Annotated in this window: 7 protein-coding genes and 1 pseudogene; 3 read left to right on the forward strand and 5 right to left on the reverse strand. The window is 66.4% G+C overall.

Annotation, left to right across the window (positions count from 1 at the left end; all coding sequences use genetic code 11):
• From ACLFQI_RS06975 to ACLFQI_RS06990, 4 genes are all read right to left on the reverse strand, one after another.
• Window positions 1–2,198 (reverse strand): diguanylate cyclase domain-containing protein (locus ACLFQI_RS06975; RefSeq protein WP_410758188.1); only part of this gene is annotated, 2,198 nt, incomplete at its 3' end.
• A 313-nt stretch (window positions 2,199–2,511) separates the two neighbouring features.
• Window positions 2,512–5,580, reverse strand: coding sequence for an efflux RND transporter permease subunit (locus ACLFQI_RS06980; protein ID WP_410758189.1), 3,069 nt, complete (start codon window positions 5,578–5,580; stop codon window positions 2,512–2,514).
• Window positions 5,581–5,590: 10 nt separating this feature from the next.
• Complete coding sequence (locus ACLFQI_RS06985; protein ID WP_410758190.1) at window positions 5,591–6,718, reverse strand: efflux RND transporter periplasmic adaptor subunit; 1,128 nt, start codon at window positions 6,716–6,718, stop codon at window positions 5,591–5,593.
• Between the two features lie 353 nt (window positions 6,719–7,071).
• Window positions 7,072–9,165 (reverse strand): patatin-like phospholipase family protein, encoded by a 2,094-nt coding sequence (locus ACLFQI_RS06990; protein ID WP_410758191.1) that lies wholly within the window; start codon window positions 9,163–9,165, stop codon window positions 7,072–7,074.
• On the opposite strand from ACLFQI_RS06990, the pseudogene ACLFQI_RS06995 reads away from it, so the two are divergent.
• The 3 genes and pseudogenes from ACLFQI_RS06995 (at window position 9,131) to ACLFQI_RS07005 (ending at window position 11,689) form a co-directional block, all read left to right on the forward strand.
• Window positions 9,131–9,538 (forward strand): annotated as a pseudogene (locus ACLFQI_RS06995) (putative Na+/H+ antiporter). The gene ACLFQI_RS06990 and the pseudogene ACLFQI_RS06995 sit on opposite strands and share 35 nt — an antisense overlap.
• 84 nt (window positions 9,539–9,622) lie before the next feature.
• On the forward strand, window positions 9,623–10,072 hold the full coding sequence (locus ACLFQI_RS07000) for a helix-turn-helix domain-containing protein (RefSeq protein ID WP_410758192.1): 450 nt from the start codon (window positions 9,623–9,625) through the stop codon (window positions 10,070–10,072).
• Between the two features lie 114 nt (window positions 10,073–10,186).
• A complete protein-coding gene (locus ACLFQI_RS07005) occupies window positions 10,187–11,689 on the forward strand; it encodes a mechanosensitive ion channel family protein (protein ID WP_410758193.1) in 1,503 nt (500 codons plus the stop codon).
• A gap of 26 nt (window positions 11,690–11,715) precedes the next feature.
• Here ACLFQI_RS07005 and ACLFQI_RS07010 read toward each other — a convergent pair.
• The coding region (locus ACLFQI_RS07010; protein WP_410758195.1) for a hypothetical protein at window positions 11,716–11,994 on the reverse strand (279 nt) is incomplete at its 5' end.

An 11,994-nucleotide genomic window follows, 5' to 3' on the forward strand; every position in this document is an offset into this window, starting at 1 on the left:
CATTTTGGGGACTTGGAGTCCCAAAATGTATCGCGAGCACGGCGACACTCCTCGACCCGCAGTTGCTCGGCGAACAGCCGGGCGTCCTCGGCCCCGGTGTTCGGGAGCAACAGTGCGAATTCCTCGCCACCCCAGCGTGCCAGTCGATCGGTTTCGCGCATCCGTTGGCTAAGGATCGCGCCAAGCATCCGCAACGTCTGATCGCCGACGTCATGGCACTGGGCGTCGTTGATCGCCTTGAACCGGTCGATATCGAGCAGCAGCAACGAAAAGACTTGGTGGTAGCGACGCGCGCGCCGGATTTCGTCGCGCAACCCTTCGTCGAAGGCGCGCCGGTTCGGCAGCCCGGTCAGCTCGTCCTGGTAGGCTTGGGTGCGCAGCGCCCGCAGGAGCTGATTGCGGACCAGCGCGGCACTGATGATGTCGGCGACCATCCGCATCACACCTTGCTCGAAGCCGCTCCAGCGCTTGCGCACCTGAATGTTGTCGAGACCCAGGATGCTGCACATCTGCCCGGTCCTAAACATCGGGATTGCCAGCATGGACTGGATCTCGCCGTCGCGCATCATTTTCTGCTCATCAGGCGAGAGCTGTGCAATGTTGTCCTGCGTGACCCAGGCAGGCTGCCGGCTGTTGGCAATCTCTGGCAACCAGGGGTATCGATCCACATCGAGGTCGCGCAGTTCATCGATCTGCGGCCGTATTCCGGGCGCGCACCATTCGTGGGTGCAGGTCATGGCAGCGCCATCTTCGTTCATCTGGAACAGATAGCAGCGATGCGCGCACACGCAGGTGCCGATACGGGCCAGTGCCACATTGATCGCCGCATCGAGGTCAGACTCGTTCATGGTTAGGAACATCCGGAAGATTTCGTGCACCGCATCCCGGCAGGCGGTGCGCCAGGCCAGGTCCTCGCGCGCCCGGGCGCGCTCGATCGCGAGCCCGGCCAGGCTCGCGGCACCCTCGATCCGTTCGATCTCCCACGCGGATGGAGTCCGGGCCTCCCGTGCATAGACTGCAAAGGCGGCGAGCACCTCACCGTCTTTGGCCACCACCGGCTCCGACCAGCAGGCTCGCAAGCCGGCTTGGGCGGCAAGCTCCCGATAGGGCGTCCAGGCCGGATCGACCTGGATGTCCTCGGTGAATACGCGTTCGCCAAGCGCAGCAGCGGTGCCGCAGGCGCCCTGTCCGTCGCCGATGGCGAGGCCATCAATCGCTGTGTTGTAGAAGGCCGGGAGGCTGGGCGCGGCGAGCAGACGCAACTGCTGGCTGTCCTCGTCGACCAGAAGCAGCGAACAGAGGGCTTCCGGCGCCGCCGCCTCGATGGCGCGGACGATGCGCTCGGCAATGACCGCTAAGGGTTGGTCGTTCAGGATGGCGCGCAGGATCGTCTGCACCTCGCGTTCGTGCTGCTGCGCCTGCCGCCGTTCGGTGACATCGACGAAGGCCCCGAGATAGCCGTCGTCCAGCACGGCGTAATGGATCTCGACTGCCCGTTGCGTGCTGTTTTTGCACCTGACCCCGGCTTGGAAGGGCATCTGGCTGCGATCCCCTGCGGCCAGCGCGGCGAGGGCGGCATCCCAGCGTTGGCGAATCTGCCGGCGATCTGCCGGGTCCGGATAGGCCAGCTCCCACCAGCGTTGTTCATCAGGTAGATCCGACTCGCTGTAGCCATAGGTCCTGGTGAACTCGACGTTGTAGAAGCGCGTCCGGTGTGCCCGATCGAGATGGCCCAGGGGCACTGGCGCAAAGTGCAGCAGGTGCTGAAACCGCGCCTCTCCGGTCCGCCCTGCGGCTTCGGCCATCTTGGCGTCGGTGATATCGATGGCGGCCCCTTCCCAGAGTGTGCCGCCCTCCGGCAGCGCGCGCGGCGACGACTCCAGGCGCCACCAGCGGGTAACGCCCCGGATCAGTACCCGGCCCTCCCACAGAAAGGACTGCGGCGCGACAAACACCTGCCGATTCAGTTCCAGAAACGCCGGATAGTCGTCCGGGTGCACCCGTTGCAACAGGGTCCCCGGGTTGGTCAGGAACTGCTCCCGGGGCAGGTCGAGCATGATGAGCAGTCGCTCGGTAACGAAGCGAAAGGCCGGGCGACCTTGCGCATCCACCTGCAACAGATACAGTCCGGCCGGTATCGCCTCGGACGGTGGGGGTGATGAGGACGGATCGGCAACAATCGGTGGATCCCGGGACATTAAAATCGCCTCCTAACGTGCAAGTCCGCGAGCGTCAACGCCAACAGGCGCGCGGTGCAGCCGCAGACCTGGACCGCGGCGCTCTCAATGTGGCTGCGATCGGCTGAAGTGTCCTGCGCGAGGCTCCGCGGCCTCAGGCGGCAGCATCAGTCGAGCTGATCGAGCGGCCAGGGGTCGGGTATGCGCGCCTCCTCAGCCAGTGCCGCCGGCAGGGGCACGAGCCGCTCCGGCTAGCCTGGCGAACCTGCCGCCCTGGTCCAGTCGCCGATGTCCAGCGACCGGCTCAGCGATCGTCATCGCGTCGGAGTGGGATTCAGACAGGCGCATGATCGTTGGCAGTGGCAGGATCGTTGATCCTGAACAGCACCGCATACAGCAGCGGCACCACGATCAGCGTCAGCAGGGTGGCGAAGGCAAGGCCGAACATGATGGTCACCGCCATGCTCTTGAAGAAGGGGTCGAGCAAGAGCGGGGCGACGCCAAGGATGGTGGTCAAGGCCCCGAGCACTACCGGCCGGGCGCGACTGGCGGCGGCATCCAGCACCGGCGATAGACCGGGCTTGCCGGCCTTGCGCTCGGCATCGGCCTGGTCGACCAGCACGATGGCGTTCTTCACCAGCATGCCGATCAGGCTCAGGAAGCCGAGGATCGCCATGAACTCGAACGGCACCTGGAACAGGAGCAGCCCGATGGTGACGCCCACGATGGCCAGCGGCACTGTGAGCCAGATCACCAGCGGCTGCCGCAGCGCGTTGAACATCACCACCACTGCGAGCACCATGGCCGCGAAGCCATAAGGCGCGGACATCGCCAGGCCAGCGTTGGCCTCGCGTGAGGCCTTGTCCTCGCCGTGCCATTCCAGCGCATAGCCCGGCGGTAGCGCGATCGCCTCGATCTGCGGCTTAAGCCGCTCCAGCACCGGGCCGGACAATGCGCCCGGCTGCGGGTCCGCCTGCGCCTTGAGGGTCGGGAAGCGGTCGATGCGGCGAATGATCGCGTCCACCCAGTCCAGCTGAGACCCGCTCACCAGCTGACCCACCGGCAGGTAGCGCCCGGCGGTGGGGCTGTCGACCTGGACATTGTCCAGCGCGGCGACGCGGTCGCGCTCGGCGAGCGGCGCCCGCGCAATGATGGGCACCAGGGTATCGCCCTCGCGGTAGGCGCCGACGCGCTCACCACTGAAGGCGCGGTTCAACGCGGCGCTGATCTGGGTGACATCGACGCCGGCGCGCTGGGCCGCGACCGCATCCACCTGCGGACGTAGTACCGGCACCTTCTCGCGCCAGTCATCCTGGACCGCGACCGCGCCGGGCTCGGCGGCCATGATGGCCTTGGCCTCGTCGGCGAGCCGACGCAGCACCGCCGGATCGGGACCGCGGAAGGCGGCCTCGATCTTCTTGCCGCCGCCGCGCCCGAGCATGAACTTCCAGACCTTGATAGCGGCGTCCGGATGCGCGGCGGTCAGCTCCGCTTGCAGCTCGGCCACCAGCGGATCGATGCGGCGGAAGTCCTCGACGTCCACCAGCAACTGGCCATAGGCACTGTTCGGCTCCTCCGGCGAGTAGGTGAGCATGAAGCGCAGCCCGCCTTGACCGACGAAGCTGGTCGCATGGGTGACGCCGGGCTGGGCGCGGACGGTCTCCTCGATCGCGCCAAGCTCCGCGGCCGTGACGGCGATGTCCGTACCCTGCGGCAGGTAGATGTCCACCACGAACTGCGGCCGCGCCGATTCGGGCATGAAGCCGGGCGTCACAAAGCCGAAGCCCAGGACGCCCGCCACCAGCAGCGCCAGCAACGCAAGCCCGGTGCCGAGCCGATGCCGAAGCAACCTGCGCAGCAGGGCCCGGTAGCCGTCGAGCACCGGCTGCCGGGCGCCGTTCGCGTCCGCCCCCGGCTTGACCTTGAGAAAGACCACGCAGAGCAGTGGTGTGATGGTCACCGCCAGCACCCAGCTCAGCAGCATCGAGTAGAGGATCACCCAGAACAGCGAGCCGGCGTACTCACCCATGTCCGTCGGCGAGAGTCCGATGGCGCTGAAGGCCAGGATACCGACGGCGGTGCCGCCGAGCAGCGGCCACTGCGTCGCCTGGACCACATCGATGGCCGCTTGGCGGGGATCCTCGCCCCGTTGCAGCCGCACCAGGATGCCGTCGGTGACGACGATGGCATTGTCGACCAGCATGCCGAGCGCGATAATCAGCGCGCCCAGCGAGATGCGCTGCATGGCGATGCCGTCCAGCTGCATCGCGATCAGCGTCCCGGCCACCGTCAGCACCAGCACGATGCCGACCACCAGCGCACTGCGCAGCCCCATGAAGAGCACCAGCACACCGACGACGATGACCACCGCGGCGACCAGGTTCCAGACGAAGCCATCGACCGCCGCCCGCACCGAGTCGGACTGGTAGGAGACGACGTTCAGCTCCATGCCCACCGGCCGCTGGGATTCCAGCTCGGCGAGCCGCGCGCGCACCGCGTCGCCCATCGCGACCACATTGCCGCCAGCGACATTGGAGACACCGAGGCCAATGGCCGGCTGCCCGTCATAGCCCACCAGCACCCGCGGCGGCTCGACGCCGCCGCGGCTGATCTGTGCCACGTCCTTGAGGAAGATCACCTGCTCGCCGCCGCCAGCGCCGAGCGCGATGTTGCCGATCGCGGCCACCGAATCGACCTGGCCGCGCGGGACGATGCGCAGCCGCTGCGGGCCGACCCGCAGATCACCGGCCGCCGAGATGAGATTCTGCCGGCGTAGGGCCTCGTCGATCTGCTCGCGGCTGATGCCGAGCTGCGCGGCCTTGGCGGCGGTGATCTCAACATAGATCGCATCCTGCGGCGCGCCCAGGGTCGCGACCCGCGCCACGCCTGGCACCAGCACCAGCTCGCGCTCCAGCACCTCGACGTAGTCGCGCACCTGCTCCAGCGAATAGCCCTCGCCGGTGACGGCGAAGAAGAGCGCGTAGACATCGCCGAAGTCGTCGTTGACCAGCGGCGGCCCAGCGCCCGGTGGAAGCTCGCGCTGGGCATCCGCGACCTTGCGCCGGAGCTTGTCCCAGACCTGCTCCAACTGGTCGCGGTCGCGCGCGAAGGGCAGGTCGATCTCCACCTGCACCCGCGACAGGCCCATGCTGGAGACGGAGGTGATCTCCTTGACCTCCTGGAGCTGCTGCACGGCGCCTTCGATGACATCCGTGACCTCCTCGGCCACCTGGGCCGGAAGCGCGCCGGGGTAGGGCGTGGAGATCACCGCCTCGCGGATGACGAACTCCGGGTCCTCGAAGCGGCCGAGCTGCTGGTAGCTGATCCAGCCGCCGATCAACAGCAGCAGGCAGCCGAGCCAGGCGATGGTGCGCTTGTCAAGCGTTGCGGCGGCCAGGTTCATGGCGGGCGCCTCAGAGACCCGACGCGAGCGGGTGCACGCGCATGCCGTCGCGCAAGCTGTGCACGCCGGCGGTCACGATCCGCTCGCCGGGTGTGAGTCCGCTCAGCACGGTCACCTCAGCGTCCTGGAGGGCGCCGGTCTCGATGGTGCGGCGACTGACGTGGCCGGTCTCCGGGTCCACCACCCAGACCGTCGGTGTGCCGTCGGCAGCGGCGACCACGGCGCTGATGGGGATCAGCACCGGGGCCGTGCCATCGGCCGCGGCGTTGCCCTCGGCGGTGGTGCTCTCCGGCAGCACCTCAACGCCCATGCCCGGCAGCACCCGCAGGTCAGGCGGCGGCGTCAGGCTCAGCACCACTTCGTAGGTCTGGGTCTGCGGGTCGGCCTCGGTGGCAAAGGACTTCAGGGTCAGCGGCAGGCACCGCTCCGGCAGGTCGTCGAAGACCGCGAAGCCGGCGGCGCGCCGTGGCTCGCCACGCACCACCCGCTCCGGCACATGGATGACGATCTCCAGTGCATCCGGGTTTTGCAGGCTCAGCACCGGCTCCTTGGCTTGTACATTCTGGAAGGTCTCCACCAGACGACGGGCGACGACGCCAGCGAAGGGCGCGGTCAGACGGGTGTCGGCCAGATCCTTCTGCGCGGCGGCGAAGCGCGAGCGCGCGACCTCCATCGCGGTGCGCTTGCGATCAACCTCGGCCCGCGCGACGGCCTGGCGCTTCTCCCAGAGCTGGCGCACGCGCTCAAATTCAGCCGTGGCGGCGTCCAGCTCGGCCTGGGCCAGGTCTAACGCGGTCTGATAGGAGGCCGGGTCTAACCGCGCCAACAGGGCGCCAACCGGCACCGCATCACCTTCAGTGACCGGCAGCTCGACGATCTGCCCCGGCACATTAAAGGCCAGCTCGACACGCTGCATGGCGCGTACGCGACCGGGGAAGCGCATGCCTGGGCTCAGCCGGGCCGCGCTGACCTCAAGGATCTCGGCCGGGCGCGAGACATCAGCGGGTGCGCTCGGGGGCGGCGCAGGCTGCTCGCATCCGGCAAGGGCGATGAGCAGTGTGAGGGCGGCGGTCGTCAGAAGACGCCGGCCGGGGCCGTGCAGTGGCTTCCGAGCTGGCCAGTGATCGTCGGTGGTCATGCTTGCTCGCGCATCCTGAATCGGCTGGGGGGTTCGCTAGAACGTGCATTGCGCATCGCCATTCCCGGGCGATGAGGCGGGTGGGACCTGAAGACGCTTATTGCACGGTCGCGAGATCAGTATGCAACATGCCATCGGTCGGCTGCCCATCGGCAGTGCCCAGAATGGGCAAGCGCCCATTCGGGGTGCGGGTACCCTGACCAAATCCAAGGCACACTGCCCAGGTATCCTCTGGGCTCGGATCGCTTGAATGGCTCTGCGCCCTGATGTGCTCGATCCTCCGGTCCGATAGCCGGCGACTTAAATGTCGCGATCGATTCGATCGAGCAGTGGCCTAGCGCAAAACCGTCGCCTCAGTCGAGGTCTCCCGGCACGAGCCAGGGATCTCCGGCCAGCGCTCGCTGGCGGCCGAGTTGGAAAAGCCGGTTCATGTATGCCTTGTCGAAGGGCTCCTTGGAAACGGCGTAGAAGCTCTGGGGGATATAGGCGAGCCGGTAATCGAGGCCCTGCTCGCGGGCGACGATATAGAGCTCGGCGAGGTTGCCGATGCTTTGGCTACCGATCAGGGTATCGATGCTGCGGCTCATGATCGGCAGGAGTTTCGGCTTGACGGTCTGCCAATGGGGTCGAAGCTTGGCGTTGCGAATCACATACAGCCGCGGCGCGCCCTGGGCGTCGAGTCGTTCGGCAATGCGCCGCCAGTCCGCGCCCGCCGGTGAGAAGAACAGCTGCGCGGTCACGCCGCCATCGACGTGCAGCTCGTCATAGCGTCGCCCATTGGCCTCGACCTCGAGCAGGACCGGCGGGAATACTCCGGGGATGGAGGCTGAGGCCAAGATCACATCGTGGATCAGTGCTGGCGCGTTCGGGGCCTTGCTCGCCGCCAAGCGCGTGATATCCCAAACCACCGGCCGCCCGGCATCGAGGTGAGTGGTGCCAACGAGTAGGCTGCGCCCTTTGCGGCCTTCGGCGGCGATCTTCGCCAGCACCTCCTCGTTGAGATAGGCGGCGATCTTGCGGCGCAGCGGGCGGGTGCTGGTGACGGAATCGCCGCGGATGATCTCAAGCGGACCGCGCGGCTCGGTGAGGTCCTCGGTGGAGAACTCGGTGTAGACCTCCCGCAGCACCGGATCGTAGTCGGAGCCGAGGAAGGCGAAGGGCGCGATCAGCGCGCCGGTGCTGATGCCGGTGACGATCTGGAACTCAGGCCGGGTGCCCGTTTCGGTCCAGCCCGTCAGCAGGCCCGCACCGAAAGCACCGTCGCCACCACCACCGGAGATCACCAGGTAGTTGTGGCGACGGCCCATGATGCCGCCATAGCGCTCGCGCAAGGCCGCCTCGGGCAGGGCGAGCCAGGCTTCCAGCTCCGCCGGACGCTCGTCGCCCCAGTAGCGGCCGCCGGCGATGCCGGGCAGGCGCGCGTTGGCGACCAGGGCGGCCGGCAGCGGCTCCAGGCGCTCCGGCGCCGCTGCGCAGCCGGTGATTAGCACAAGCACGAGCAGCGCGAGCCAGACGGGGGTAATCCGAGGCCGGCCTGGGTCGGCCGGTTGCGCGCTGGCTGTGTCTGGCGCGACGGACGGCTTGCACCGGTGAGCGGTACAGCGGCCTCGGGCCTGATCCGCTATGGTCGGGGGGATGATGACGTGCTGATGCATACGGAAGCGGCTTGGCCAAATCCGTAAAGTATCCAGCATGCAGTCCGTCGGCTGCATGCGGGCAGTGCCCAGATTGGGCGAATCGGGCGGCATCGCTGTGGAGGCCATCACCAGTTCCTCTGAGTAGCTGCCCTGATCCTCTGGAAAATTCCGCTTGAAAAACTCGATCGAGAGTTCGTCGTTCGGAGTCGTGGCGAGCGCTTTGAATGTCGTCCCAGTCAGGCGCATCCCTCTTCTGACGCTCCAGATGATGAGCAAGACGAGCACGGCACCATAGGCCATGGCAACCAAAAATTGCGTCGCCGGATCTTGGCTGAAGAGCTCAGGCACGGAGGTGACATGGGTGATCACCGTAGCCTCAGACAGGTTCTCCCACCATTCTGCAAAGAGGGTGTAGGGGAGATAACCCAATAGGAAGCCCGGGAATGCCGCAACCGCGGTCGCGTACCCGAGCCCGAGCCGCATGTAGGTGCGAATCTCGCAGCCGATCATCGCGACCGAGCCAAACCCCTGCATCAGGGCACCCAAGACCATGACCCAGGTGGCGGTGTTCTGAAAGGGCAGATCCCGGCCGAAGAGTTGCCAGCCGATCATGATCGCGACCCAGAGCATGACGAACTCGATGAAGATCGCGGTGAACGGCGACATCGACCCGAACATGTAACGGGTTGCCCCGGAGATGCGCCACTGACCCTCGAACAGGCTGCAACCGCTTTTGCGGTCGTGCTTCAGCCCCATGGAGATCTCCGGGGTCATCATGGCGCACTCGGTGCCGAACCCGGTCTTGGCCATTGTCTACCACTTTCTGGGCGAAGTGGAGGTCGTTTTCGGGCTCTGGGTCGTGCCGCTGATGCTGGCCATCTTACTGTTCTAGAACTGGGTGACGGTGGCCCAGTATCTCGATGGCGTGGATCTGACCGAGGCGGCCTTTGTGGGCGTCATGATGGTGCTGGCCGCCACCCGGCCCATCCTGCGGCTGGGCGAGCAGGTCATGACGCGCATCGCCGGCCTGCTCGGCGGCACCCTGGCGGCCTTTTGGATGACGGTGTTGACGGTGGGGCCATTGCTTGGCTCGATCATCACCGAGCCCGCGGCGATAGCGCCAGACCGGCGTCTGCCATCTCAGGCCACCCAAACTGGGCTAACATACAGCCACTGCCTTTAAGATCGACATGACCGATAGCGAGCGCAGTTAGCGCTCGTCCGTCAGCGCCTCCGACCTTGCGCGATCGTTCCAGCCGAGGCCGCCATGACCTTCGACGAACAGACAATAACCGCACACTTCGGTCGCATCTGGTCGGTGCACAACGATGCCTTCTGCGAGCTGTTGGTTCGGCTTCGGCGACAATTCGGCGGCGATCTGGACCGCATGCTGGTGCTCGCCATCGTCGGCTCGCGCACACTGGCCCGCGGGCGCATCGACGGCGTGTCCTACGACGACTTCATGGCCCGCGACGGACCTGACGAGGAGCCTGCGCCGATCAATCTTCAGTCCATCGCGGACTATAGCGGCATCCCGCGGGAGACCGTTCGCCGCAAGCTCCGCGACCTTCAGGAACTGGGTTGGATCATTCGTCGCAACAACGGTTTTCTGGTTGCCTCCAGCAAGGCCGCGCAGGATTTGGCGCCCGCCACCGAGGCAACCCTGGGCTACCTGGCTGCCGTCGTCGGCGCCTGCACCGAGGCCATGTCCGACTGAGTATCCGTTTTGCGGCTTGCTGTTCGCCGCCCACTTTGGGCGCAGCAGCGCTTGCCGCGGGTCCGTGCATCCGTTGCAATGGGGTTGTCCCAGGCCAATCCACCGGATAACACCATGTACGATCCACGCGCTTTCCAGCTCGACGGCGCTGTTGCGCTGGTCGCCGGCGCCGGCGCGGGCATCGGCCGCGCCATCGCTGTGCTCCTGTGCGCGCTGGCAACGGGCGTCGGCTGGGCGCAGGACGCGATGGCTGAGGAACCAGCAGTCGGTACCGACGCGCGGGATAGGTCGCTGGCCTATCCCGCAGGCCTTGAGGCTCCGTCCATCGCGCTCGACGAGCTGCAGTTGCGGCTCGTTCCGCTGACCGCCGAGCAGATCGCCCCACTGGCCGCCGCTTGGCAGGACCAGGCGCGCACGGCGACGCAGGCGGTGGTCGACAAGAGCCTCGAGATCCGCGCCGCCGACGAGCCCGAGACGGAGGCGCTGCGCCAGGAGCGGCTCGAGCTTGTCGAGGAGCGCGAGCGCATCTTCGACAACTTCTCGGCGGTGATCTCCAGCCTCGAAGCCAAGGGCGGTGATCCCGCCGATGTCGAGGCCATGCGCGGCTACGTCTCGGCGGTGACCCGTGCGGCGCGCTCGCAGCTGACGCTGCAGGAGTTTGCCGACAGCTTTCTCGACTGGCTGATCTCGCCCGACGGCGGGGTGAAGCTTGCCATCCAGGCCACCGTGATCATCGCCGCCTGGTTCGGCCTGCTCATCGTCGCCCGGACCGTGCGCGCCTGGGTGCGGCGCGCCGTCGACCGGACGCCGTCGCTCAACAACATGCTGAGCGGCTTCCTTGTCATCGTGGTGTACTGGCTCACCATCGCCTTCGGCCTGATGATCGTGCTTGCCGCGGTCGGTGTGAACATCACACCGCTGTTCGCTCTGGTAGGCGGCGCCTCTTTCATCATCGCCTTCGCGCTGCAGGAGACGCTGGGCAACCTCGCTGCGGGACTGATGATCATGTTCAATCGCCCCTTCGATGAAGGCGACTATGTGCAGGTCGCCGGTCTCGGCGGCACGATCAAGCACGTTTCGGTGGTCTCCACGACCGTGACCACGCCGGACAACCAGGTGATCGTGATCCCGAACTCCAAGGTCTGGGGCGACATCATCACCAATGTCACCGCTTCGGACACGCGCCGCGTCGATCTCGTCTTCGGCATCAGCTATGGCGACTCGATCGAGAAGGCGCAGGCGGTGCTCGAGCAGGTGATCGCCAGCTATCCACTGGTGCTTGAGGACCCGGCGCCGAACATCCGGGTCAGCGAGCTGGGGGACAGCTCGGTCAACTTCATCGTCCGACCCTGGGTGAAGACCGCGGATTACTGGACGGTCTACTGGGATCTTCACCGCGCGGTGAAGGAGGCGTTCGACGCTAACGGCATCTCGATCCCGTTCCCGCAGACGGATATGCACCTGCATCTGGTCGATCAGGACAAGCCCACGGAGCCCAAGTTAGCGACGCTGATCGGCGGCAGCGATACAAAGCGTCCTCAGGTCGAGACAAGCTATGCCAGCGGCGATGGTGGCGCCGATGAGCCTGATGAAGAGGGCGGTGGCGAGCGGGGCTAAAACGCTTGGCTGGCGCGCCAAGCTTGTCACCAGCAGACCTGCCACCAGCAGACCTGACGGACGCCCGCTGCCGGATGTCGCTCGCGAATGTCCGCGGCCTGATCGGGCAAGTCCTGGTTTGTCCATCTCGCCTGGGTGCTCATTTTTGGGCCCGATGCGATGCGACTGGATTTGCCAACCACCGATCGTAATAGATCGGTCGACGCTGTAACGGGCTGGGTAGCGCGTTCAACCATTCGCACAAAACCGACTGGAACGGCCGCTTGCAGCCCTACTACCGCCAGTTTGGCTATGTCGGGATCGAC

Origin of the sequence: Halochromatium sp. (assembly GCF_046541315.1) — a bacterium.
Taxonomy (GTDB): Bacteria; Pseudomonadota; Gammaproteobacteria; order Chromatiales; family Chromatiaceae; genus Lamprobacter.

Coding starts and splice junctions, on each gene's coding strand:
- ACLFQI_RS07005 (WP_410758193.1), top strand. CDS start 10,187: ATGTACGATCCACGCGCTTTCCAGCTCGACGGCGCTGTTGCGCTGGTC.
- ACLFQI_RS07000 (WP_410758192.1), top strand. CDS start 9,623: ATGACCTTCGACGAACAGACAATAACCGCACACTTCGGTCGCATCTGG.
- ACLFQI_RS06985 (WP_410758190.1), bottom strand. CDS start 6,718: ATGACCACCGACGATCACTGGCCAGCTCGGAAGCCACTGCACGGCCCC.
- ACLFQI_RS06980 (WP_410758189.1), bottom strand. CDS start 5,580: ATGAACCTGGCCGCCGCAACGCTTGACAAGCGCACCATCGCCTGGCTC.
- ACLFQI_RS06990 (WP_410758191.1), bottom strand. CDS start 9,165: ATGGCCAAGACCGGGTTCGGCACCGAGTGCGCCATGATGACCCCGGAG.